Annotated in this window: 22 protein-coding genes; 7 read left to right on the forward strand and 15 right to left on the reverse strand. The window is 30.8% G+C overall.

Annotated elements, in window-relative coordinates; genetic code table 11:
- Positions 1 to 231: 231 nt before the first annotated feature.
- Positions 232 to 666, forward strand: a complete 435-nt coding sequence (locus tag ACFSSE_RS13740) for a hypothetical protein (RefSeq protein ID WP_379047026.1) — start codon at positions 232 to 234, stop codon at positions 664 to 666.
- 242 nt (positions 667 to 908) lie between these two features.
- On the opposite strand, the gene ACFSSE_RS13745 is transcribed toward ACFSSE_RS13740, so the two are convergent.
- Genes ACFSSE_RS13745 through ACFSSE_RS13760 form a run of 4 tightly spaced genes read right to left on the reverse strand, consistent with a single transcriptional unit; the run spans position 909 to position 3,391 of the window.
- Complete coding sequence (locus ACFSSE_RS13745; RefSeq protein WP_379047023.1) at positions 909 to 1,514, reverse strand: arsenate-mycothiol transferase ArsC; 606 nt, start codon at positions 1,512 to 1,514, stop codon at positions 909 to 911.
- Positions 1,514 to 2,545 carry an ACR3 family arsenite efflux transporter gene (gene arsB, locus ACFSSE_RS13750; RefSeq protein ID WP_379047020.1) on the reverse strand — a complete coding sequence of 344 codons (1,032 nt, stop codon included), beginning with the start codon at positions 2,543 to 2,545 and terminating at the stop codon, positions 1,514 to 1,516. The genes ACFSSE_RS13745 and arsB overlap by 1 nt, the downstream gene beginning before the upstream one ends.
- Positions 2,546 to 2,558: 13 nt before the next feature.
- Positions 2,559 to 3,011, reverse strand: coding sequence for a DUF6428 family protein (locus tag ACFSSE_RS13755; RefSeq protein ID WP_379047018.1), 453 nt, complete (start codon positions 3,009 to 3,011; stop codon positions 2,559 to 2,561).
- 53 nt (positions 3,012 to 3,064) lie between these two features.
- Positions 3,065 to 3,391 carry an ArsR/SmtB family transcription factor gene (locus ACFSSE_RS13760; RefSeq protein WP_379047015.1) on the reverse strand — a complete coding sequence of 109 codons (327 nt, stop codon included), beginning with the start codon at positions 3,389 to 3,391 and terminating at the stop codon, positions 3,065 to 3,067.
- Positions 3,392 to 3,572: 181 nt separating this feature from the next.
- Here ACFSSE_RS13760 and ACFSSE_RS13765 point away from each other — a divergent pair, with 181 nt between their 5' ends.
- Together ACFSSE_RS13765 and ACFSSE_RS13770 are read left to right on the forward strand one after the other, a co-directional pair.
- Positions 3,573 to 4,208 (forward strand): peroxiredoxin, encoded by a 636-nt coding sequence (locus ACFSSE_RS13765; RefSeq protein WP_379047083.1) that lies wholly within the window; start codon positions 3,573 to 3,575, stop codon positions 4,206 to 4,208.
- 125 nt (positions 4,209 to 4,333) lie between these two features.
- Positions 4,334 to 4,528: a cold-shock protein gene (locus tag ACFSSE_RS13770; RefSeq protein WP_379047012.1), complete on the forward strand. Its 195-nt coding sequence runs from the start codon at positions 4,334 to 4,336 to the stop codon at positions 4,526 to 4,528.
- 58 nt (positions 4,529 to 4,586) lie between these two features.
- Here the strand turns inward: ACFSSE_RS13770 and asnS are convergent, their stop codons facing one another.
- Positions 4,587 to 6,035 (reverse strand): asparagine--tRNA ligase, encoded by a 1,449-nt coding sequence (gene asnS / locus ACFSSE_RS13775; RefSeq protein WP_379047009.1) that lies wholly within the window; start codon positions 6,033 to 6,035, stop codon positions 4,587 to 4,589.
- Between the two features lie 274 nt (positions 6,036 to 6,309).
- Here asnS and ACFSSE_RS13780 point away from each other — a divergent pair, with 274 nt between their 5' ends.
- Entirely contained in the window at positions 6,310 to 6,756 is a 447-nt protein-coding gene (locus tag ACFSSE_RS13780; RefSeq protein WP_379047006.1) for a Spy/CpxP family protein refolding chaperone, read from the forward strand.
- Positions 6,757 to 6,829: 73 nt separating this feature from the next.
- Here the strand turns inward: ACFSSE_RS13780 and ACFSSE_RS13785 are convergent, their stop codons facing one another.
- The 10 genes from ACFSSE_RS13785 to accC all read right to left on the reverse strand — a co-directional run bounded on the left by ACFSSE_RS13785 (position 6,830) and on the right by accC (position 20,891).
- Positions 6,830 to 7,003: a histone H1 gene (locus ACFSSE_RS13785; protein ID WP_379047003.1), complete on the reverse strand. Its 174-nt coding sequence runs from the start codon at positions 7,001 to 7,003 to the stop codon at positions 6,830 to 6,832.
- A gap of 104 nt (positions 7,004 to 7,107) precedes the next feature.
- The gene (locus tag ACFSSE_RS13790) at positions 7,108 to 8,289 is read right to left on the reverse strand and encodes a DEAD/DEAH box helicase (protein ID WP_379047000.1); all 1,182 of its coding nucleotides are present in this window, start codon (positions 8,287 to 8,289) and stop codon (positions 7,108 to 7,110) included.
- Between the two features lie 124 nt (positions 8,290 to 8,413).
- A complete protein-coding gene (locus ACFSSE_RS13795) occupies positions 8,414 to 9,436 on the reverse strand; it encodes a rod shape-determining protein (RefSeq protein WP_294895826.1) in 1,023 nt (340 codons plus the stop codon).
- Between the two features lie 88 nt (positions 9,437 to 9,524).
- The gene (gene purH, locus ACFSSE_RS13800) at positions 9,525 to 11,054 is read right to left on the reverse strand and encodes a bifunctional phosphoribosylaminoimidazolecarboxamide formyltransferase/IMP cyclohydrolase (protein ID WP_379046997.1); all 1,530 of its coding nucleotides are present in this window, start codon (positions 11,052 to 11,054) and stop codon (positions 9,525 to 9,527) included.
- Between the two features lie 391 nt (positions 11,055 to 11,445).
- Positions 11,446 to 12,024: a phosphoribosylglycinamide formyltransferase gene (purN, locus tag ACFSSE_RS13805; protein ID WP_379046994.1), complete on the reverse strand. Its 579-nt coding sequence runs from the start codon at positions 12,022 to 12,024 to the stop codon at positions 11,446 to 11,448.
- A 174-nt stretch (positions 12,025 to 12,198) separates the two neighbouring features.
- Positions 12,199 to 13,203, reverse strand: coding sequence for a response regulator (locus ACFSSE_RS13810; protein WP_379046991.1), 1,005 nt, complete (start codon positions 13,201 to 13,203; stop codon positions 12,199 to 12,201).
- Positions 13,204 to 13,211: 8 nt separating this feature from the next.
- Complete coding sequence (locus tag ACFSSE_RS13815; RefSeq protein WP_379046988.1) at positions 13,212 to 13,634, reverse strand: response regulator; 423 nt, start codon at positions 13,632 to 13,634, stop codon at positions 13,212 to 13,214.
- Positions 13,618 to 18,192: a PAS domain S-box protein gene (locus ACFSSE_RS13820; RefSeq protein WP_379046985.1), complete on the reverse strand. Its 4,575-nt coding sequence runs from the start codon at positions 18,190 to 18,192 to the stop codon at positions 13,618 to 13,620. Before ACFSSE_RS13820 ends, ACFSSE_RS13815 begins: the two co-directional genes overlap by 17 nt.
- A 618-nt stretch (positions 18,193 to 18,810) precedes the next feature.
- A complete protein-coding gene (locus ACFSSE_RS13825; protein ID WP_379046982.1) occupies positions 18,811 to 19,395 on the reverse strand; it encodes a riboflavin synthase in 585 nt (194 codons plus the stop codon).
- Between the two features lie 11 nt (positions 19,396 to 19,406).
- The gene (gene accC / locus ACFSSE_RS13830) at positions 19,407 to 20,891 is read right to left on the reverse strand and encodes an acetyl-CoA carboxylase biotin carboxylase subunit (RefSeq protein WP_379046979.1); all 1,485 of its coding nucleotides are present in this window, start codon (positions 20,889 to 20,891) and stop codon (positions 19,407 to 19,409) included.
- Positions 20,892 to 21,023: 132 nt separating this feature from the next.
- On the opposite strand from accC, the gene ACFSSE_RS13835 reads away from it, so the two are divergent.
- The 3 genes from ACFSSE_RS13835 to ACFSSE_RS13845 all read left to right on the forward strand — a co-directional run bounded on the left by ACFSSE_RS13835 (position 21,024) and on the right by ACFSSE_RS13845 (position 25,550).
- On the forward strand, positions 21,024 to 22,268 hold the full coding sequence (locus ACFSSE_RS13835) for a GAF domain-containing sensor histidine kinase (protein ID WP_379046976.1): 1,245 nt from the start codon (positions 21,024 to 21,026) through the stop codon (positions 22,266 to 22,268).
- A gap of 101 nt (positions 22,269 to 22,369) precedes the next feature.
- A complete protein-coding gene (gene mutS / locus ACFSSE_RS13840) occupies positions 22,370 to 24,982 on the forward strand; it encodes a DNA mismatch repair protein MutS (protein WP_379046973.1) in 2,613 nt (870 codons plus the stop codon).
- 1 nt (position 24,983) lies between these two features.
- Positions 24,984 to 25,550, forward strand: a complete 567-nt coding sequence (locus tag ACFSSE_RS13845; protein ID WP_379046970.1) for a C40 family peptidase — start codon at positions 24,984 to 24,986, stop codon at positions 25,548 to 25,550.
- Position 25,551 lies beyond the last annotated feature (1 nt).

Below are 25,551 nucleotides of genomic sequence, written 5' to 3' on the forward strand. Positions count from 1 at the left end.
TGTTTGTACGGGATGCAAAATTAGGTTTTTTTTTCGATTATGCGCTATTTTGATAAAATGAATTTACGTTTTAAAAGTTTAAGGTATGGCTGTTAAAATTTGCAATTAAATTGAGCTTGATAAAGAGCATATTGAGTTGTAAAAAGTGATTTTTAAAAGGAAGATTATATAAATCACGAATTGAAAAAAATTAAAAAATTTATTTTTAGCTTTTATATTAATTTTGTGGTTATGAATTCAGTTTACAAAGGCCTTTTAATGCGTTACCAAAATTATTTGATAGAATTTTATCAGTTAATTGAGGATAAAGAAATTACTAAACCACAAGAACTTGCAAAAGCAGGAATGGTTAAAGATTTTTTAGAGAATTTACCAGACTTTGAGTCGGAATTTGAAATTGAGTTTGGGATAAAAACCATAGTTGGCAGTGTTGAAACAAATTGGATTGCTCAATTTTCTGCTGATGGTTTCTCTGTAAGATCTTTTACTTTAGATGATTTGGATGAGATAGATGAATGGTATTTTCATTATCATGATGATAGCCGCGAATATGAAGGTAATTTATTTACTGATGGAGATTGGGATTTACTTTTAGAAGAAATTGCCGAGATAGATAATTTTGATGGAAAGAAAGTTTTAGCTCACTTTGAATATGATGTGAGTTAATTTTTGTATTTGATTTATTAACCACAAAAGAAACGGAGAAAATTACGATTACACGAGGTTTACCACGGAGGGCTCGGAGGTCACAGAGTTGTATGGTTATAAAATGTGTTTTTTTTTGAATCTGTGTTAATCTGAGAAACCTGCGAGAAAAATGTTTGCTGGACTAAACAAGCAAACATTTTTAAAAACCTCTGAGACCTATATATCTCTACATATAAAGTTATATATAGGGATTAAACCTTTTATACTCTACTAAACACATACCAAAGTTCTTCCCCAATTTCCAAACTTCTTTCGGCATATTTTGCATCCATCAAATCTGTATGGTCAAAAGCTTTTGGGTCTTCATATTTTACAGGAAACCTTCCATCTGCACCAGCCACAAACGGACAGCCTTGATCAGCATTATCACAAGTCATAATTGCGCCAAATTTTGATTTGGGGTTAATTTCGTTATCATACACTTTAGAAAAACAAATTACTGGTGCTTCGTTATCGTCGTACTTAACAGAATATATTGGGTTTTCAGTTGCTGCTAATTTTTGAATCAAAAACCCTTGTCTGGTAAGCGTTTCTGCGACTTTTGGAAACATGGCAGTTGCTTCTGTTCCGCCAGAGTAGCAAAAAACATTTTCTATACCGAAATTAAAAGCAGCAGTTTGCGCCCAAATTTGTGATAAATGACTTCTGCGAGAATTATGTGTGCAAATAAAGTTTAAACGTACACATTCGTTTTTAGCCACTTTTTCTTGAATGTAATCAATAAGTGGTTGTAAAACTTCTTTACGTTCATCACTAATGTTCTCTGATGAAAAGCGTGATATAATTTCTGCGATTTTTTGATTCATTATGAATAATATTTTTGTTTTAAAAATAAGCTTGCTTTTACTAATAAAATTAAAATTGGCACTTCTACCAGCGGCCCAATAACTCCAGCAAATGCCTGTGGCGAATTAATCCCGAAAACTGCAATAGAAACTGCAATAGCTAATTCGAAATTGTTTCCTGTTGCTGTAAATGATATTGCTGCGTTTTTATCGTAAGGAATTTTCATATAAAGATTTATAAAAAAGCTTACAAAAAACATCAGCAAAAAATAAATAATCAACGGTATGGCTATTCTAAAAACATCAAAGGGAAGTTCTAAAATGGCATCTCCTTTTAAACTAAACATTAACACAATTGTAAAAAGTAAAGCATATAAAGTAATAGGAGAGACGGCAGGGATGTATTTTCTGCTAAACCATTCTTTACCTTTTGTTTTTATTAATAAATAACGACTAACAAAGCCAGCAATAAACGGAATACCTAAATAAATGAAAACACTTTGGGTAACATCGCTCATAGGTACAGATACATTAAAATTACCTAAACCTAATTTCTGAGGAAGAACATTAATAAATAGCCAAGCATAAAAACTGTAAGTTAACACTTGAAAAATACTGTTTAAAGCAATTAAAAGGGCTCCATATTCACGGTTTCCTTTAGCTAAATCATTCCAAACAATTACCATTGCAATACATCTGGCTATTCCAATTAAAATTAAGCCAACCATATAATCTGGTTCATCTCGCAAAAAAATAATAGCTAACCCGAACATTAAAATTGGTCCAATAATCCAATTTAAAAGCAAAGAAATAGAGATTACTTTTTTGTCTTTAAATGCCATTGGCAATAACGTGTAATCAACTTTTGCCAAAGGTGGGTACATCATTAATATTAACCCAATTGCCAAAGGAATATTGGTTGTGCCAACTGTAAGGGCCTCGTTGACATCTTTTATTTTTGGGAAAAAGTAACCTAAAGCTACCCCAAAAAACATAGCAAGAAAAATCCATAACGTTAGGTAGCGATTTAAAAATTTTAATTTTGGTTGCATAAATTTTATTTATTTAGCAACACCCGCCACCTGGGGTGCAAGTTTGTGCTTTTGCAATAGGTAATTTATCTTGTGGTATTCCACAGGCGTCTTGTGCTAAACAATTGGTTGTTTTACTCTTTAACACAAATGATTTTCCATCAAAAGATAAATCATATTTTCCTATAGTTTCTGCTTGGTATTCAACTTCAATATCTAGGTTGGTGAGGTTCAATTTCTCTTCTCCTAAATCAATAATACTTAAAAATTTTTCTGGTTTTAAACGATGGTCTAAATCATTTGCGCTCCATAACTGAAGAGATATCACTTTTTCATCTCTCATTAAACCACCACAATCCATAAATTTTTTTGAGATAACTCCAATTTCTGTAAGGTGAAAATGTGGTGGAACTAATGTCCCATCTTCTAATTTAAATGTTAAATTTTTTAAGCTGTAAAGAGCTGTTTTTAAATCTGATAGTTTCATGTATAAATATTTATTGGTTAAATGCAATATTGCGATATAGTTAATGCAAAAAATTAGCAGCAAGTGCTTTTGTTAAGCATTTTTTTAATGTTTGAGAAATAAGTGTTTAACAAATCGATGGTGTTTTCATTAATACAGTAACATATAGCATTACCTTCAATGCTTCCTTTAATAATATTAGCATTTTTAAGTTCTTTTAGATGTTGCGAAACTGTAGGTTGTGCAAGTGGTAATTCATTCACAATATCGCCGCAAATACATTCATTAACACTCATTAAATACTCAATAATGGCAATTCTTGCTGGGTGACCTAATGCTTTAGCAATAGTTGCGATTTTATTTTGTTGTGTTGTAAAGTGTTCTGTTTTTGAAGCTCCCATATAAACTATATTATTATATTGCAATATTACAATATTAATTTTTATAAAAAAAGTTTATTTTTTTAGAGGCATACGCTATTTATGTATGCTTTTTTTATGTCATCTTAAATAAATATCCCTATTAATTTTTGGTATATACGTTAAACACTACTAAATTGGTAGTATTAAATTAAAACAAAATATTATGTTAAGATTAGGAGATATTGCACCAAACTTTAAAGTGAAAACTTCTGCTGGTGAATTAGATTTTTATGAATATTTGGGAGATAGTTGGGGCGTTTTATTCTCGCACCCTGCAGATTTTACTCCGGTTTGTACCACCGAGTTGGGTAAAACAGCTTCATTAAAGCCTGAGTTTGATAAAAGAAATGTTAAAGTAATTGCACTAAGTGTTGATTCAGTAGAGTCTCACCAAGGCTGGATTAAAGATATTAATGAAACTCAAAATGTTGAAGTTAATTTTCCAATAATTGCTGATGAAGATAAAAGTATTGCAGATGCTTATGGAATGATGCATCCAAATGCTTCAGCAACGTTTACAGTTAGATCTTTATTTATTATTGCACCTGATAAAACAATCAAATTAATTATTTCTTATCCAGCATCAACAGGAAGAAATTTCCAAGAAATTTTAAGAGTAATAGATTCTTTGCAATTAACTACATACCATAGTGTTGCTACACCAGCAGATTGGAAAGATGGAGAGGACGTGGTTGTAGTGCCAGCAATTAAAACGGAAGATATACCTGCAAAATTCCCAAAAGGATTTACAGAGATTAAACCTTATTTAAGAATGACACCACAACCAAATAAATAATTTTAAGATTGAGTTAAATTTAAAAAATATTTTATATTTGATTCAGAATAAGATAAGATTGCCATGCCTGTTTTTCAGAATTGATATTTTATTTTATATTTTTAAATAATTAATAATCAATTTTTATGAAAAACGGTACAGTAAAATGGTTTAATGCCCAAAAGGGATTTGGTTTTATTATTTACGATGGGAAAGACATCTTTGTTCATTTTAAAGATGTTGAAGGTGGCGTTAATGCCATTAAAGATAACGATGAGGTAGAATTTGAAGTTGCGGATGGTAAAAAAGGACCACAAGCAATTAATGTTAAAAAAGTATAATAAAATTAATTATCCAAAAAAAAATCCCAGCTAAAAAATTAGCTGGGATTTTTTTTATTTAAAATTCCGCGTTCTTAGGAAATCTTGGGAACGGAATTACGTCTCTAATATTTGTCATCCCGGTTACAAAAAGCACTAACCTTTCAAACCCTAAGCCAAAACCAGCGTGTGGTGCAGTACCAAATTTACGGGTATCTAAGTACCAATATAATTCATCTTGAGGGATATGCATTTCGTCCATACGTTTCTGTAGAAAGTCTAAGCGCTCTTCTCTTTGTGAGCCACCAACCATTTCACCAATACCAGGGAATAAAATATCCATAGCTCTAACGGTTTTACGTCCTTGCCCATCTGGCTCATTCATTCTCATATAAAAAGATTTTATATCAGCAGGATAATCTGTAAGTATAACAGGTTTTTTAAAATGTTTTTCTACCAAATATCTTTCATGTTCAGATTGTAAATCAGCTCCCCAATTTTCAATTAAGTATTTAAATTGTTTCTTTTGGTTAGGTTTAGAACGTTTTAAAATTTCTATTGCCTCGGTATAAGTTAAGCGCTCAAAATCGTTTTCTAAACAAAAGTTAAGCTTGGTCATTAAATCAAACTCACTTCTTTCTGCCTGTGGTTTATTTTTATCCTCTTCGGTTAACCTATTACTTAAAAAAGCTAGTTCATCTTCGCAGTTATCAATAGCATATTTTATCACATACTTTAATAAATCCTCTGCCAAATTCATATTGTCTTCTAAATCTGCAAAAGCAACTTCTGGCTCAATCATCCAAAATTCTGCAAGGTGGCGGGCTGTATTGGAGTTTTCGGCTCTAAAAGTTGGTCCAAAAGTATAAATTTCTCCTAGAGCCATTGCACCTAGCTCACCTTCTAATTGTCCGGAAACAGTTAAGTTTGCAGATCTTCCAAAAAAGTCTTCTTTAAAATCAATTTCACCAGTCTCTGTCTTAGGTGTGTTATCAAAAGGTAAAGTGGTTACTCTAAACATTTCGCCGGCACCTTCTGCATCTGAAGCAGTTATAATAGGGGTATGTAAGTAAACAAAACCTTTCTCATTAAAAAATTGATGTACTGCAAATGCTAATGCATGCCTCACTTTAAAAACGGCATTAAAAGTATTTGTTCTAAAACGTAAATGCGCAATTTCTCTTAAAAACTCTAAACTGTGTTTTTTTGGTTGTAAAGGAAATTTCTCTGCATCACTTTCCCCTAATATTTCAATGGTTTCGGCTTTAACTTCGCAAATTTGTCCTTTACCTAAAGACGCTACTAAATTTCCGCTTACGCTAATTGATGCGCCAGTTGTTATTTTCTTTAAAATTTCATCAGGTGTATTTGCAAAATCAACAACAATTTGAAGGTTACCCATACAAGAGCCATCGTTTAATGCAATAAACTGATTGTTTCTGAAAGTTTTAACCCAGCCCATAACGGTTACGTTACGGTTAAAGTTTGTTGATTTTATAATAGATGCTATTTTTTCTCTCTTTATCATGTGTCTTTTTTCTAAGCGGACGTAAAAATACAAACCTTTCTCAAATTCTATAATTAATTGAGGCTGTTATTTTTTGTATTAAGGATTTTATCGCTATATTTTTTAACATTTATTATGATTGTATGATATGATAAAAGCTGTTAGCTATCACAATTACACAGGGTTAAAAAGGTTAATGTTAATTATTGTTAAAACAAGGGCTTTGGAATAAACAGACTTAAACCTTTTGAAACGCAGTCCGTCATACCTCCAAATTAACATAAACAAAATAGACATGAAAAATTTAGTGAAAGGATTAACATTATCAACTGTATTAGTTTTAGGTTTAAGTTTAACTTCTGTAGCACAAAATAAACAGAAAAAAGATGGCGAAAGAGAACGCCCTGAATTGAACTTGACAGAAACCCAAAAAACGCAAATGAAAGAAATGCGTGATAAAGATAAAGTTAACCGCAATAAGTTTGAAGCTACTCTATCTGATGAACAAAAAGCAGTAATGAGTGATAAAACAATTTCACCGAAAGAGAAAAAAGATAAACTTGCAACTTTGTTAAGTGCTGATCAAAAGAAAACAATGGTGGCTAATAAAGCTGAAGCGGAAAAGAAACAAGCTGAATTTGCTAAAACACTAACGCCAGAGCAAAAAGTGGAGTTTAATAAAATGAGAGAAAAAAGAGAAGGAATGGGCGGACCGAAAAAAGGTGCTAAGAAACCGCAATAATAGAAACTCATTAATATAAAAAAAGCCTAAATAATTAATTATTTAGGCTTTTGTGTTTCTCGGAGTTTATATATTATCCGTTTTTCTTTGCAGTAACTTCGTTACGAATATCTTGTGCTAAAACTTTAGTTTGTTGCATAGCATTACGTAATCTTGTACCAGCTGCTTTGTTTCCTTTTTCAAAAAATGCAGAAGCGTCTGCCTCAGCTGCACCTAAAAGTGCTTTTAACTCGTTAAATTTGTCCATTTTTTAATTTATTTGATGATTAATTATTCGTTTAAAACGAAGATATTTAATTTTTATCGTATTATGCAAGTACTTTGAAAATAAAATATCGGTTGTTTTCAACACTAATCCTCTTTCATCTTCTTTTTAGGCTTGTCTTTAACAATAAATAGATCGGTTGGTAGCTCCATAGACTGCATTTTTTTACCTTGTTTTTGCTCTAATCTTCTAATTTGAGGCAGTTCTAAATCAGTACTAAAAGTAATTGCTAACTGGTCTTGTTGATGCTCTGACCTTATTAAAACCCGTTGAGTATAAGTAACTTCCTCTTCTGGAATATCAAAATGTAAGATGCAAGGGAAATCTGATACCGGAAGTTCATTTGGATTATCCTCGTTAGCGATAATTAATATTCTGCTTTTTGGAGAGAGCTTAAAATCAATTAGTTGAGTGAAATTGTTTTCAGAAATACTACCTGCATTAAAAACTGAAATTTCGTCTCCAAAATCTTTAGATAAGTTTTTAAATACTGTTTCTGCTGTGAATTTTGTATTCACAAAAATCAAAACCTTGTCAAAAACTTCCTTATCTGCCATTAGTAATTGTACTAAATATAGCTTGGTGCCAAAGTTAGGAACGTGGTAAAGTAATTGCTCAGCAGTATTCAATTGGTTTTCTCCTAAATCATCAACTTCAATTATGTTAGCCAATGGTATAAAAGTGTGGAAAAGTTTCTCTAATCTCTCGTGATAAACAGAAGAACACACTAAAAATTGAGACTTTTTGATTCCCCTAGCTAACTCAACCGTTGGTAATGTTAATCCTTTTTTTATAATTGTTTCGGCGTCATCAACCACAAAAAGCTGTATTTTATTTAGATTCAAACCTAATTTCAGGTAAGCGGCTCTTGCTCTATCTGGTGTAGCAACAATAATATCTACACCGTCTGTTAATTCTAAAACTTGCGCATCTAAACTTTTACCGTCTGCAAATAAACCTAAAAAACGTAAATCTCTGTTGCGGTTAAGTGTATGAAATTGGTCTAAAACTTCCTCACCAGTTTCAATATCTGGTACTAAATAAAGTATGCGAGGAGCTATTTCTTCTGTAAATTGAATCTTATTTAGTGATGCTAATATGCAAGTAGTAGTTTTGCCAGCGCCATCAGGTGCAATTGCTACAATATCTTGGCCGCCGTTTAACCTTGGGAATAAAATTGATTGTATTTCTGTCGCACTTAAATATCCGTTTGAGGTCATTGCGGTAAGCAATTGCTTACTTAATTTTAATTTTTCTAATGTTGCCATATATTTTGCAAAAGTACGTTTTTTGAACGGGATGATTTAATTAATAAAAAAAGCAAGAATCTCTCAATTCTTGCTTTCCATAACACAAGGTGTTATGTCATGTATATAAAATCTTATATCTTGGTTATTGCATCAAAAACTTAAAGTTCTGTATATTTTTTAATGAAATTCCTGTACCGCGTACAACTGCTCTTAAAGGGTCGTCTGCAACATGTACTGGTAATTTTGTTTTAGAACTCACTCTTTTATCTAAACCACGTAATAATGCACCACCGCCGGTTAAATAAATTCCAGTTTGATAAATATCGGCAGAAAGTTCTGGTGGGGTAATCTCTAAAGCTTTTAAAATTGCTTCTTCAATTTTAGAGATTGATTTATCTAAACAATGTGCTATCTCTGTATAAGAAACTGTAATTTGTTTTGGAACTCCCGTCATTAAATCACGGCCTTGAACCGCAAAATCTGCTGGAGCATCTTGTAATTCTGGTAAAGCAGAGCCAACTTCAATTTTAATTCTTTCTGCAGTACGCTCTCCAATCATAATATTATGTTGCCTGCGAATGTAATTTACAATGTCAGAATCGAAGTTGTCACCAGCAACGCGTATAGATTGATCGCAAACAATACCAGACAAAGCAATAACTGCAATTTCTGTAGTTCCACCGCCTATATCAATAATCATGTTGCCCATAGGTTCTTCTACATCAATACCAATACCCACGGCTGCTGCCATTGGTTCGTGAATTAAATAAACCTCTTTAGCCCCAGCAATTTCGGCCGAATCTCTAACGGCTCTTTTTTCTACTTCGGTAATACCAGAAGGAATACAAATAACCATACGTAAAGAAGGGAAAAACCATCCTTTACCGTTATTAATCATTTTAATCATCCCACGTATCATGTGCTCTGCAGCGTTAAAATCGGCTATAACACCGTCTTTTAGCGGACGAACAGTTTTAATGTTTTCGTGGGTTTTACCTTCCATTTGCATGGCTTGTCTGCCAATTGCAATCACTTTATTGGTGGTTCTATCAAAAGCTACAATAGATGGTTCATCTACTACAACTTTATCATTATGTATAATCAGGGTATTTGCAGTACCTAAATCAATAGCTATTTCTTGTGTAAACCAATTGAATAAACCCATTTATGTTTCTGTGGTTTTTAGTAATTGTGAATTTGTGTGTGTACAAAAATATTGAAATCAAGATTTTTGCGCTGCTAAGTTAGCAATATTAATGTTTAAAATGACGAACTCCAGTTGTAACCATTGCAATACCTTTTTGATTTGCCATTTCAATAGAATCTTGATCCTTAATTGATCCACCTGGTTGTAAAACTGAGGTAATACCAGCTTCGGCAGCTAACTCAACGCAATCTGGAAAAGGAAAAAACGCATCAGAAGCCATAACAGCTCCTTTTAAGTCGAACCCAAAGCTTTGTGCTTTAATAACAGCTTGTTTTAAAGAGTCAACTCTTGATGTTTGTCCAACGCCACTTGCTAGTAAAGTATTGTCTTTAGCAAAAATTATAGTGTTAGATTTTGTGTGTTTCACTAATTTATTAGCAAAATATAAATCAGATAATTCTTGTTTTGTTGGCTTAAGGTTAGTAACAACGGTCATTAATTCTGGCCCTTCAACTGTATTATCTTTATCTTGTTCTATTACTCCGTTTAGTAAAGTTTTAAATAATTTGCCAGGTAATGCAACGTCTTTTCTCTTTAAAATAATACGATTCTTTTTAGAAGTTATTACTTTTTCTGCTGCTGCCGAGTAGGAAGGAGCAATTAAAACCTCAAAAAATAATTTATTGATTTCTGTTGCCGTAGCTTCGTCAACTTCGCCATTGCAAATTAACACCCCACCAAAGGCCGAGATTGGGTCACAAGATAAAGCAACTGTCCAAGCGTCTAATAATTGTGGTCTGCTGGCAATACCACAAGCGTTTGTATGTTTTAGAATAGCGAAAGTTGGCTCAGTAAATTCATCAATTAAAGCAACTGCTGCATCAACATCAACTAAATTATTGTATGATAATTCTTTGCCATTTAACTTATCAAACATCGCTTCTAAATCGCCATAGAAATAACCTTTTTGGTGTGGGTTTTCTCCATAACGTAATACAGATGCTTTTTGCTCGCTTTGTTTAAAAACTGTTAAAGCGTCATCACCTTGGTTAAACCAGTTAAAAATTGCAGTATCGTAATGTGAAGAAACATTGAAAGCGTTACGAGCGAAAGTTTTACGTTGTGCTAAAGTAGTTTGGCCTTTTTGTGTTTCTAATAATGTACTAAGCGTATCATAATCATCTTTAGAAGCGATGATGATAACGTCGTTATGGTTTTTAGCAGCAGCTCTAATTAAAGAAATACCGCCAATGTCAATTTTTTCAATAATATCTTGTTCTGCAGCACCAGATTTTACAGTTTCTTCAAAAGGATATAAATCAACAATTACTAAATCTATTTCAGGAATTTCATATTCTGAAATTTGAGCTTGATCTCCTTCATGACCACGACGAGTTAAAATACCACCAAATACTTTTGGATGTAAAGTTTTTACTCGCCCACCTAAAATTGAAGGGTATGAAGTTAAATCTTCAACAGGTATAACAGGAACACCCAAATCAGTAATAAACTTTTCTGTACCTCCAGTAGAATAAATATTTACACCTAATTGGTTTAATTGATGAATGATTGGTTCTAAATTATCTTTGTAATAAACTGAAATTAAAGCGTTTTTAATCTTTACTGAGTGGTTCATGAAACTTTTTTTGTTTAAAGTTGCAAAGATAGGAAAATGTAATTTTTTTTGAGAATGAAAATTGATTAAAATTAAGAATATCAGAAAAATACTTCACGAATTTTATGAACTCAATAATTTATTACTCAGAAAGATTATTTTTTTTAGATAATAAACTCTTTTAATAATTCTAGTCATTTATAAATAGGAGTGAGGCTTATAAATAAAAACCTGCTCTTAAAGCAATCCTATTATAAGTGTCTCTGTTTAATTGTTGCACCTTCTTTTTAATCTGCTGATAATACTCTTGCTGCAATAACATGATAAGTTAAAATAGAAGCTAATGTGTTTAGAGCTGCTGCTTGAACGCTTGCAATTGTAGGGAAAGACAAAAAAAGTTGATTTTTTGAAATCAACTTTTCATCTTTTTTAATATACTTTCTATCACTTTTGGGAAGTGATGGTGTTCTAATTGCTGGACTTTAAATTTTATCATTTTTAAGTCGTCACCTTTGTCTATTTTAAATTTCGACTGATGAATTATTTCTCCTTCATCAAATTCGCTATTAACAAAATGTATGGTAATGCCAGATTCGGTTTCTCTATCAGCTAAAACGGCTAAATGAACTCTTTCTCCGTACATTCCTTTTCCGCCATATTTTGGAAGTAATGAAGGGTGTATGTTTATTATTTTATTAGGAAAAGCTTGTAGTAAGTTTTGAGGAACCAGCCATAGAAAACCTGCTAACACAATTAAATCAACATTTAGGTTTTTTATTAAATTAACAATCTTATCAGTTTGGTAAAATTCCTTTTTATCAAAAATGTGAGAAGGTATTTCAAAGTTGTCTGCCCTTTGCAATACATAAGAATCAGAATTGTTTGTTAAAATAAGAACAACCTCTGCATCATTACTACGTTTAAAATGCTCCATTATTTTTTGAGCGTTAGATCCCGATCCTGATGCAAAAATAGCGATACGTTTCTTCAAAATATTTTTAGTTATTTTTCAAAGATAAAATTTAGAATCTTTATTGAAAATGAAATCGTATATAATTATTTAAGCGCCTGTTTTACCTGCTCTGTTAATAACAAAATTGAACTGGTAAAGTAAATTAGTTTATGTTTTATTTAGAAACTTTAACTAAAAATATCAACAAATATCCTAATCAATAAGGTTTTCAGTTTTGAAAACAATATCTTTTATTACTTCATCTAACTCTTTTGCAGATTTTACCATAAAATTAAGTAATTCTTTACATTCTTGAGTTTCGGAGTTTAACTGTTCCAATAAATTCATAATTGTCATTATTCTGGCTAAAGGGGCTCTAACAATATGTGATTGTGTGTAGGCAATTTCTTGCAATTTTTTGTTTTGTTTTTCAATAGCATTTATATACTGTAAACGTTCTGTAACATCTGTAGCTAAAAATATTCGGGCAATTTTACCTTTAAAATTTATGGTATTTGTAACGGCATCCACATCAATTAATTCTCCATTTTTTGTTTTTAATTTACATAAACCCAACAAGCTTGTATTATCTACATTTTTTAAATAATTTAGCTCCTGATCCTCATTATTTTGTGTAAAACAAATATCTTCAATGGTCATATTTAACAGTTCTATTTCTGTATAGCCATAATTTTTTAAAGCTGCATTATTGGCACTTAAAATTTTTAAAGTTTCAAGGTCATAAACAATCATACTTTGCGGACTAAAATGAAAAAGATCACTATATCTTTTTTCAGATTCAATTATTTTAGCGTTTGTACGTTTACGCTCTATGCTGTAAACAATATCTTGGTAAAGCGATTTTGACGTGATTTCATCTTTTAAAAGATAATCTTCTATACCTAAGGCTAAAGATTTTACGCTAAAGTCTAAATTTTCGTAACCGGTAAGTACTATAATTGGGGTGTCGCCAGAAATGGCTACAATTTCTCTTGTTAATTCTTCGCCAGATAAATCCGGCAACGATAAATCCAGCAAAATAGCATCAAAACCATAGGAAGCTGTTTCTATAATTTCTTTTGCTGTTTTAAAACTATCAGCATGTTTAATATTATGGTTTAGAATTTGATTAATGAGATAAGCATTAATAATGTTAAAATCCCCTAAATTATCTTCTATTACTAAAATATTATAATTTTTTTTGTCGTTTTCTTTCATAAGTAGCTTTATGGTAATTGTACAATACTAATCCAAAAATCTTCTATTTTTTCTACCACTTGAATAAAGTCTTTAACATCAATTGGTTTTGTGATGTAGCAATTTGCATAATTTTTATAAGATTTTACAATATCTTGTTCAAAGGATGAGGTGGTTAACATAATCACAGGTATATGTTTTAATTCATTATTTGTTTTTATATATTTCAATACTTCAATACCGTTTAATTTAGGTAAATTCATATCCAATAAAATTAAATTTGGTTTTAAATTTACATTATTTGTGCATTTTTCTAGGAAATTTACAGCTGCTTGCCCATCTCGTTCAATTAATATTTCATTAATAATTTTACCCTCTTTTAGTGCAGATTTTGTTAAATAAATATCCCCTTCATTATCTTCAACTAAAAGGATTTTAATTGATTTGTTCATGCTTTATATCTTTTAATATGGTAAAATAAAATGTACTTCCTTGTCCTTCCTCAGATTGGACCCAAATATCACCTCCTAAGCTCTCAATTATTTTTTTCGTGATGGCTAAACCTATCCCAGTACCCGAGTAATTATCTTTATTGTGTAACCTTTGAAATATAATAAATATTTTTTCAAAATAAATAGGGTTAATGCCTATGCCATTATCTGCTATAGCAAATTGCCAATGTTTATCCAATTCTGTAGAAGAAATGGTAATTTCTGTTGCTTCGTATTTTAATGAATTGCCAATTAAATTACTAAAAATTTGTTGTATTGGAGTGCTGAAGTTTTTAATTATAGGTTGTTTATTATAAATTATTTTAACATCTTTTTCTTTAATCTTGTTGGCATATAATAAGCATATACTTTCTATAATTTTGTTTATATCTACTTTTTCAATGTTACTTTCTGTTTTACCAATTTTAGAAAATTCTAACAGGTCTAAAATAATTTTACGCATTCTTTGTGCGCCATCAACAGCAAAATAAATATATTTATTACCCTCTTCATCAAGTTGGTTTTGATATCTGTTTTTTATGAGGGTTAAAAAGCTACTTACCATTCTTAAAGGTTCTTGCAAGTCATGAGAAGCTACATAAGCAAACTGCTCTAGTTCTTTGTTTGTTGATGCTAGTTTAGTTGCTTTTGATTTTAGTTCTTTATTTAATTTTTGAAGTTTAGCTTCATCTAATTTTCTGGCTGTAATATCTAAAATTACACCATCTATAAATTTAATTTGGTTTTGGGTATTATAAGCGCCTCTTCCAATTTCCTCTACCCAAACTACAGTGCCGTCTTTGCGTATTATTCTATACTCTAAATGAAATACTTGCTTGTTTTTTAATTCTTTTTCAACTTTAAATGTATTATTTAAATCATCAGGATGTATAATTTTTGCAAAAGATATAAGGTTGTTACTAATTAAATCTTCGGCATCATAGCCTGTTATTTCTTTTATTCCATCGCTTAAAAATAACATAGTCCAACTGGCATCAACTTTACACCTATAAGTAATACCAGGCATATTTTGGGTTACTGCTATAAACTGTTGAGCTGTCCGTTTTTCTTGCGTTGTATTTTTAAAAAAAACGGACAACCCATTTTCTGTAGGGTAAACGCTTACATCAAAATATTTTTCTGTAGCTTCATGGTAATCTGTAAAGTTGATTTGAGTTTTTGATTTTAATGAAAACAGGTATTTTTGTGCTGATAATCCTTTTGCGCTTTGTTGGAATATATCAACAAATATTTTTTTTCCTAAAATAGTTTCTTTTGGAGTTTGCAGTTCTTTTTCGGCTATTTTATTCCAATAGGTAACTCTTAAGTTATTGTCTAGCGTAAAAAATCCATCACCAATACTTTCTAAAATAGTATCTTTTTCTTTGTAAGCATTTAATAAATCTAACTGTGCCTTTTTCTTTTCAGAGATATTTCTCGCTATTACAGAAACGCCAATAATAATTTTTTCATCATTAAAAATGGGCGAAACTGTTAAAGAGACATCTATAACTTCTCCATTACTTCTTTTTCTTATTGTCTCATAATTATGAACATGTTTACCGTTATAGATAGTGGTCATAATATCTGTTTTTTCAGATAATAATTCCTTTGGTATAATTACAGAAATGTGCCGATTGATTACTTCCTCTTCTGTATAACCAAACATCAACTCTGCACCTTTATTCCAACTGGTGATATAGCCATCTGTATTTTTACTGATAATTGCATCTTCGCTTGAAGTTACAATTGAAGTAAGTAATTGCTGTTTTTCTAATAATTTTTTTTGTTCTTTTTCAAGATTTCTAATTTCTGTAACATCTTGTAGGGTACCAAAAAGTTTGATGACAACACCTTCACTATTTTTCTTGCCATACCCATTTTCTAATAGTGTTTTTTTAGTTCCGTTTTTAGTGGTGATGGTAAACTCGTAAGAAAAAGCTTCTCCAGTGTTAATGCTGTTATAATAGATATTGGTTTTAACATCTTTAAATTCCTCATCAATCAATTTTAATAAAAAAGTTGGGTCAATAGATTTATCTGTTTTCTCTAACTCGAGAATGTTATAAAGCTCGTTAGATAAAAGAACTGTACCACTGGTTAAATCTATTTCCCAGCTTCCTAACTTTGTTAATTTTTGAGCTTCTGAAAGGTTTTCTTCGCTTCTTATTATTTTTTCTTCTATTATTTTTTTTTGTGTGATATTGGTAGATCTACAAGCAACACCAATGATGTTGTTATTTTGGTCTAAAATTGGGTTAAAACTAACCTCTATCCAATCGGTTACGTTATTAGGATTTATTTGAGAAATAACTTTTTTAAATGAAACACCTTTAATAGATGTGGTGTAAAGTTCTGTCCAAAACAAAGTATAATCTTTAGAGAATAATTTATCATCAATTAATTTATCTCCTCTTTTAAAATCTTTATTTGAATTTTCTTTTAACCTGCATAAAAAACTGGTATTTGCCGCTAATAAACAAAAATCTCTATCAACACTCCAAATTAAATCTTCTGTATTGTTAATTAGTGCCTCTTTTTCTCTTTGTTCAAACCTTTGTTCTTCTTCTAGCTTTATCCTTTCGGTTACGTTAACTAGGGTTACCAAAGAGCATTTAATACCTTTATAGGATATAATATGACCACTTACATCAATATATAGCGGTTCTTTATTTTTGTTTAAATTTAACCAAACCTTTTTGTGTATTCTACCAAAATTAGCATCGGTTTTAATGCTTTCATCTATTAATGGATGTACTTGTTGCGGCGTTAAATCTTTAAGGCTAAGTGTTAAAAATTCTTCTCTAGTATAACCAAATAGCATTAGCGTTTCTTCATTGCAGTCTAATATTTTTAAGGTTTCAACCTCCCAAATAAACATTGGTGAGGGGTTGTTTTCAAACAAATTTTTGTAGTTCTTTTCTGAATTTAAAATTTCTGCTTGGTGGGCTAATTTCTGGGTATTATCTTTAGCAATACAGTAATAAGTTTCATCTTCTTTTATCCATTTAACAGACCAACTTAATGGGGCTAGTTCTCCATTTTTTTTTATGTAAATGTTTTCAAAATTTTTAACTTCTATAGTTTCTTTTAAGTTTAAGGCCGATTCCATTGTTGCTTCTTTGTAAGATTCCTCAACAAAATCTAAATAACGTTTGCCTATTAATTCATGTGGATGATAACCTAATAAATTAAAAGAAGCATCACTTACTTCACAAAAAAAACCATTATTATCTAATGTTGATATCATATCAACAGAGTTTTGCATAATTCTGCTTAACCTATTTTTTGTTTGTTCTAGTTCTTTAAAATTTGCACTTGCTTTTGTGGTATCCCTTATGGTTGTAATAATTAAATCTTGGTTAATTATTGGTATGGTTCTTAATGTAACGGTTTTACATTTTTGGTTTTGAGTTATTATATTTGTGTTTTCCCAAACGTCAGCAACACTTGGCTCAGTTAATTTATTTTTATTTAACCAATTTGATATTTGATGTGCATGTAATTTATTTTCAATAGCTTTCTCAAATATATTTCCGTTTTCAACAACTTCCTTTTCCCATTCTAAAATATCTAAAAACTGATGGTTGACTATAGACAGATGATCATTTTTTAAATTAGTAACAGCTATACCAATTGGAATATTATTTAAAATACTTTCAATAAATTCATTCCTTTCAGCTAATTTTTTTGCTATTTCTTTTTTTTCTAATTCTAATATTTTTAAACTATTGATATCTAAAATTAAGCCTCTTAAAATAGAAGGTTCACCATCTTTACTTATAACTGACACCACATCTTTAACCCAAATTATTTCTCCATTTAGCTTATGAAACCTGTATTCGAAAGTATGATTAAGGTTTTGTAATGTTTGGTCATGACAGTAGAAAACAGCATCATTAACATCTTCTTTATAAATATGGTTTTTCCAAAAGTTTGGTTCACGCAACCATTCTTCTTGTGTATAACCTAAAATTCTTTCAACTTGCGGACTGATGTAAGTGAATTCAAATGTTGATGCATCAGCCTCCCAAAAAACACCATCAATAGTATCTACCAGATCCTTGAATTTAGTATTGAGTTTTTCTAAATTTATTTTTGTAAATTCTTCTTTAGTTACATCTTTTATAGTATGTAATATATATATAATTTGTTTGTTACTGTTTTGTATGGGAATGTTTTTAACACTAACATATTTTTCTATTGTGTTTTCCGGTTCATTTGGCGGGTAATAATAAACTTTAGTTTTAAAAGAATCTTCCTTATTGGTTAGTTTAATATCATCAAATGATTTGGTAAGTTCGTAAATGAACTTTTTGTAATTAATGTTTTTAGGAAGGCTAGAAGCTAAGTCTGCTAAATTTATTCCTTCAAAATTATTTGCGGCTATTCCTAAATATTTAAAATAAGCGGCATTAATTAAAACTGTTTTATACCCTGACTTATCAATTTTAAATAATATTGACGGGGATGGTAAAACGTTGAAAACACTATAGAATGATATATCTTCAATTATCATAAAAATATAGTTGAATGTATAATTTCGTTTTTTACTGGTAAATGAAACTTAAAAGCAATTTAGGGAAAATAAAGTTAAATTAATAAAAAGAACAGTGTTTTCTTTATCGTAATATGATAAAAATTTTTTTCATTAATTTTACAAAACAACATTACCCTAAAATCACCAAATAATATATTTAGTTCCGATAAGTTTAAAGCTTTTATTTTTAGATATGCTATACTAAAACAATAGAAACTATGCCTGTTAGCATACATACTGCTAAACGCAGAAGTTTAGAAAACCTAGTTAATTAATGATATATAAATCTAAAATACAGCTAATTAGGTTGTTAGTTTGGAACTAAAAATTGAGATTAAACAGAAATTAAAATTCCTATTTTAGTATAGGATAATAAAGAAAAACTTATGGAAAAGTTGTTAACGGCTCTTAGGAGCTTATTTAGAAACATCAACCGATTTTTATTTAATAAAAATCGATTGAATTGTTCGAGATGTATTTTGATTATCTATTCAAAATCTGGCGCTTTTTGCCAAAAAACTTAATATTTGAATAGTATGAGTTTGAGCAAGCTCTAATAAAGGCAAATTTTTTACAATGATAAAATTATTATAAAAACTATCTACCCATCATTTTAGCAACATACTTACCAATAATATCAAATTCAATATTCACTAAATCATTGGGTTTAATGTTTTTCAAGTTTGTATGCTCATAAGTATAAGGTATAATAGCAACAGAAAAAGTGTTTTGGCCAGAATTTACCACCGTTAAACTAATACCATTTACACAAACAGATCCTTTTTCTACTGTTACATTACCTTTAGTTTCGTCATATTCAAATGTAAAAAGCCAGCTTCCTGCATCTTCATTTAAAGAAATACATTTTGCCGTTTGATCTACATGACCTTGTACAATATGTCCGTCTAGCCTGCCATTCATTTGCATGCACCTTTCAAGGTTTATTAAATCTCCAACTTTAAAGCTCCCAATATTGGTTTTTTGCAAGGTTTCATTTATTGCTGTCACCGTATGTTTGTTATCTGCAAGCTCAACTACGGTTAAACAAACACCGTTATGTGCTACAGATTGATCTATTTTTAACTCATTAGAAATAGATGATTGAATGGTGATGTGCAAATTGCTTTGCTCTGTTTTTAAATGGGTAATTGTACCCAAAGTTTCTATAATACCTGTAAACACAAATTATTTGTTTAGTGTGATTTTCTGTTTTTATGCCAAGCAGATTTGTTTTGTTTAACCTGCAAAGTGGTTGATTTGTTTTCTTTTTTTTCCAATAAATGTGTTATCAAAGCTGCTGCCATTTTAGCTTCATCATTGCAATAAGAATTTAGCATTTCGGGCTTAAAATATTTTGCAACAAAATGTGTATCATAATAACCAGATATAAAAGCCTCATGTTGCATCACAAACTTACCAAAAGAGAGGGTAGTTTCAATACCTGTTATCTCATATTCATCAATAGCTCTAATTAATTTAGCTATTGCATCTGTTCTATTATCTCCAAAAGCAATTAATTTAGCTATCATAGGGTCATAAAAAATAGGTATATCCATACCTTGTTCAAAAGCATCATCTACTCTTACACCATTTCCTTTAGGGGTAATATAAGTTTGTAGTTTCCCAATATCGGGTAAAAAATTGTTCTTAGGGTCTTCAGCGTAAACTCGTAATTCAATAGCATGTCCGTTAATTTTTAAATCTTCTTGTTTAAATCTTAATTTTTCGCCGCGGGCAATATTAATTTGCTCTTTCACTAAATCAACCCCAGTTATTAATTCACTAATTGGGTGTTCTACTTGCAAACGAGTATTCATTTCTAAAAAGAAAAAATCTAAATTTTCGTCTAAAATAAATTCAACTGTACCAGCGCCAGTATAATTAACAGATTTTGCAACATCAACAGCACATTTACCCATTTTAGCCCTTATTTCTTCTGTTAAAACAGCTGAAGGTGCTTCTTCTACTACTTTTTGATGTCTTCGTTGTATGCTGCAATCTCTTTCAAAAAGATGAACTATGTTTCCGAAATTATCACCTAAAACCTGAATTTCGATATGCCTTGGAGAACTTACGTATCTTTCAATAAAAACTGCACCATCACCAAATGCAGATATAGCTTCAGAAACTGCTAACTGCATTTGCTCTTCAAACTCTGCGGCATTTTCTACTATTCGCATTCCCTTTCCTCCGCCACCAGCAGCTGCTTTAATTAAAATAGGGAAACCTATTTTAATGGCTGTATTTTTTGCATCAGCAATATCTGAAATAGCTTTATCTGTGCCAGGTACCATTGGTATATTATAGCTTAAAGCTGCTGCTTTGGCCGATAATTTATTACCCATAATTTCCATAGCTTCTGCACTTGGTCCTATCAAAATAATCCCGGCTTCTTGCACTTTACGAGCAAACACCGCGTTTTCTGATAAAAAACCATAACCAGGATGTATAGCATCAGCATTTGTTTGTTTACAAGCATCAATTATTTTATCAATAACCAAATACGATTTTGAAGAAGCCGATTCACCAATACAAACTGCTTCATCTGCATAACGTACATGTAAAGCGTTTCTATCCGCATCAGAAAATACGGCTACCGTTTTAATACCCATTTCTTTAGCAGTACGCATTACTCTAATCGCAATTTCGCCGCGGTTGGCTATCAATATTTTTTTCATAGAATGATTAAATAATGTTGTTTTTAAGTTTTTGGATATTGATGATAAACTAAAGTAAATATTAAACCATTACAATAATAATATTATTTAATATATTGCAGTGAAAATATACACCCATACATAAATTTATACATGGCACTTGTTTTTGAAGCTGAAAGACAAAGGATGGAGGAAATTTATAAACTCACATCAATTCTTTTAGAAAACAAAGAAAATTCTATAGAAGAACTATTAAAATTAGCTTGCAAAATCTTAGATTCTGACCTAGGTATAATTTGTTTAGTAAGAGAACAAGAATATCATATAAAATACATTTACAATGAATTACCTACCAAAATAGATGCAAATAAGATTTACGCTTTGGAGGATAGTTTTTGCAATGAAACATTAAAAGAAAATAAACTATTTACTATAAATGATGTTTCAAAATCTAAATTTAAAAATTCAATAAGCCACACACATTTTAATTTACAAAGTTACATTGGAATACCAATTAAGTTTGATAATACAGACTTAGGAACCATTAATTTTTCTTCGGCAAAACCAAGGTTAAACGGTTTTAGCAATAGCGATATAGATTTAATGATGTACTTAAACCAATGGATTAGTCATCATTTAAGTAGAAATTACTACAAAGAAAACATTAAACAACAAAATGCCGAGCTTGAAAAGAAAAACAAAAAGCTTGAAGCTATAATGGAAGAGAATAACCAATTGATGCAAATATTGGTTCACGATTTAAAATCGCCATTGAGTAACATTAAAATGCTTTCTTATCTTTTTCAGGATTTTGCCCAAAACCCTGAGAGTGAAGAATTACTGGCTATTTTTAATAAAAGTTTAGAATATGTTTTCCATTTAATTGAACAAATGGAAACACTAAATAGCGTTGAAAATTTCCCTTTAAATAATTATATAGAATCTTTTGATTTAAGCACATTTGTTAAAGAAAACGTTAAAGATTTTACGAGTTCAGGGGAATCTAAATCTATAAAAATTAACTATGATTTTATAGGTGAAAAATCAATAGTTAAAACTGATATGAATTTTTTAAAAAGGATATTACATAATTTAATATCTAATGCTATAAAATTCTCACCTTTCGAAAAAGAAATTTTTATTAGCCTAATAGCTCAAACAAATGAGTTTGAAATTAGAATTAAAGATGAAGGACCGGGTATTGGTATAGAAGAACAGTCTAAACTTTTCGGAAAATTTACTAAGCTTAAAAATAAACCTACCAATGCAGAAAGTTCATCTGGATTAGGTTTATTTATTGTAAAAGAGTTATTGAAAAGTTTAAAAGGGGAAGTGAGTTTTGAAAGCGAAGTAGGAAAAGGTTCTACTTTTATTATCCGCATTCCTCAAGAAATTTAAATATTTATTCTTTTTGTAAAATTCCACATTTCATCAAATTATCCACAATCTTAAACCAGCAAGTTTAATTTTTAACTTTGCATTTTAAAAAATTAAATTCATTGGCTAAAAGTAACGATAAAGAAACCCCTTTAATGACCCAATATAACCAAATAAAGGTTAAATATCCGGGTGCATTATTACTTTTTAGAGTTGGAGATTTTTACGAGACCTTTGGAGAAGATGCCATTAAAGCTTCGCAGATTTTAGGAATTGTGTTAACTAAAAGAGCAAATGGTGCTGCTTCGCATATAGAATTAGCTGGTTTTCCGCATCATTCTATTGAAACTTATTTACCAAAATTAGTTAGGGCGGGGCAAAGAGTTGCCATTTGTGATCAGTTAGAAGACCCAAAAACTGTTAAAGGTATTGTTAAACGTGGCGTTACAGAATTGGTAACTCCTGGTGTAGCTTATAGTGATAATATTGTTCAGCAAAAATCTAACAATTATTTAGCTTGTTTACATTTTGAAAAACAAACTATTGGGGCTTCTTTTTTAGATATTTCTACCGGCGAATTTTTAGTGGCACAGGGAAGTGCAGATTATATTGATAAACTTTTACAAGGTTTTAAACCCAGCGAAGTTATTTTCTCTAAAACAAAATCTAAAGATTTTACCGAACAATTTGGTAGTAGTTTTTATACTTATACCTTAGATGATTGGGCTTTCACTTCTGATTATGCTCAGGAAACTTTATTAAAACACTTTGAAGTAAAATCGCTAAAAGGTTTTGGTATTGAGCGTTTAAATTTAGGAATTGTAGCTGCTGGCGTTGCTTTACATTATTTGGGCGAAACGGAGCACCGCCAATTGCAACATATTAGCAATATTTCGAGAATTGAAGAAGACCGCTACATGTGGTTGGATAGGTTTACCATCAGAAATTTAGAATTAATTGGCTCTAATAACGAAAATGCGAAGACTTTAATTGATGTTTTAGACCATACAAGTTGCGCAATGGGAGCTAGGATGTTACGCAAATGGATGGTAATGCCATTGAAAAATGAAAAACCGATACAAGAAAGATTAGCTGTTGTTGAGTTTTTTTATGAAGATGTTGAGTTAAGACAGAAATTACAAGCTTATATTAGACAAATTGGAGATTTAGAAAGGTTAATTTCTAAAATTGGATTGCAAAAAACCAATCCACGAGAAATTATTCAGTTAAAAAAGGCTTTAACAGCTATTGCAGAGGTTAAAATAAATTGTGAAAGCATTAACCAAGACGCTGTTAAACGAATTGGAGAGCAAATTAATTTGTGTGTTTCTATCAGAGAAAAAATAGAAACCGAATTATATAACGACCCTCCGGTAGCATTAAACAAAGGCAAAGTAATGGCGGATGGTTTAAATGAAGATTTAGACCGTTTACGTAAAATTGCTTTTGGCGGAAAAGATTATTTATTAGAATTACAAAAACGTGAAGCCGCAATTACAGGTATTACTTCATTAAAAATAGCTTTCAATAATGTATTTGGTTATTATTTAGAAGTTTCTAACACCCATAAAGATAAAGTTCCGCAAGAGTGGATTCGTAAACAAACTTTGGTAAATGCCGAACGTTATATTACGCCAGAGCTTAAGGAATACGAAGACCAGATATTAGGTGCCGAAGAAAAAATATTAGCAATTGAAACCCGCTTGTTTGGCGATTTAGTAAATAGCATTGCCGAGTTTATTAAACCTATCCAATTAAACGCTTACTTAATTGCACAGCTTGATGTTTTACTTTGCTTTGCAGAAACTGCTCAAAAAAATCATTATGTAAAACCTAAAATCAATAGTGATAAACTATTAGATATTAAAGGTGGCAGACACCCTGTAATTGAACATCATTTACCTTTGGGTGAGGAGTATATTACAAACAGCGTTTACCTAGATAACGATACCCAGCAAATTATCATTATTACTGGCCCAAACATGGCGGGTAAATCTGCTTTGTTGCGTCAAACCGGATTGATAGTTTTAATGGCACAAATGGGTAGTTTTGTGCCTGCTAAAGAAGCAATTATTGGTATTGTAGATAAAATATTTACCAGAGTTGGTGCTTCTGATAACCTATCATCTGGCGAATCTACTTTTATGGTGGAGATGAATGAAACTGCCAGTATTTTGAATAATTTATCCGACAGGAGTTTGATATTATTAGATGAAATTGGGCGTGGAACATCCACTTATGATGGTATTTCTATCGCTTGGTCTATTGCCGAGTATTTGCATAATCATCCATCGGCGAAAGCCAAAACCTTATTTGCTACCCATTACCACGAGCTAAACGAGTTGAGTAATTCCTTTAACAGGATCAAAAACTTTAATGTTTCTGTTAAGGAAGTGGGTAATAAAGTAATATTTTTAAGAAAACTGGTTCCTGGCGGTAGTGAACATAGTTTCGGTATTCATGTGGCTAAGATGGCAGGTATGCCAGCTCAAATTTTAAAAAGAGCGAATGAAATTTTAATACGTTTAGAGAACGAACGTACTGGTGGAGAGCATGTGAAAGCCAGTTTAATGAAAATGCAAAAGCAACCTGTGCAATTGCAAATGTTTTCACTGGACGATCCTGTTTTGATAAAAATTAGAGATGTTTTAAATAATTTGGATGTAAATACGTTAACTCCTGTTGAAGCTTTAATGAAACTTGATGAAATTCAGAAGGTTTTAAAAAAATCTTGATATGGTATCTACAAAATATGCAAAATATAATCTAAAATTTACTTTGCGCACAGTATTTTATGCTGTGCTTTTTATTTCACTTTCTTTTACCTCTTGTAAATCCAATAAAAATATCACGAAATCAAAATCTGGTTTCGAAAAACCAAATAGTAAGATAGCCTCCAAATACGCCTCTGCGATGAATGTTTCAAAAAAAGCTATTAAAAACGGTGATTTGTACGAATTTATTGATGATTGGGAAGGCACCAAATACCAATTTGGTGGTTTAAGTAAACGTGGTATTGACTGCTCTGGCTTAACCTATTTAATTTACCAAGAAGTTTATGGAAAAGAAATTCCAAGAAATACAAGTAAACAGGTAGAAGTAATTAAAAGAAAATACGAAAGCCAGTTAAAAGAAGGTGATTTGGTGTTTTTTGATTTTGAAGGGAAAAAGTTTAGCCATGTGGGGGTTTATTTACAAAATGGTTATTATGTACATGCAAGTACAAGGAAAGGAGTGATGCTTGAGAAATTGAGAAATCCTTATACCTATAAATATTTTTCGAGAGGTGGAAGTGTGAAATAAG

The organism is Pedobacter alpinus, from assembly GCF_042684645.1.
Classification (GTDB): domain Bacteria; phylum Bacteroidota; class Bacteroidia; order Sphingobacteriales; family Sphingobacteriaceae; genus Pseudopedobacter; species Pseudopedobacter alpinus.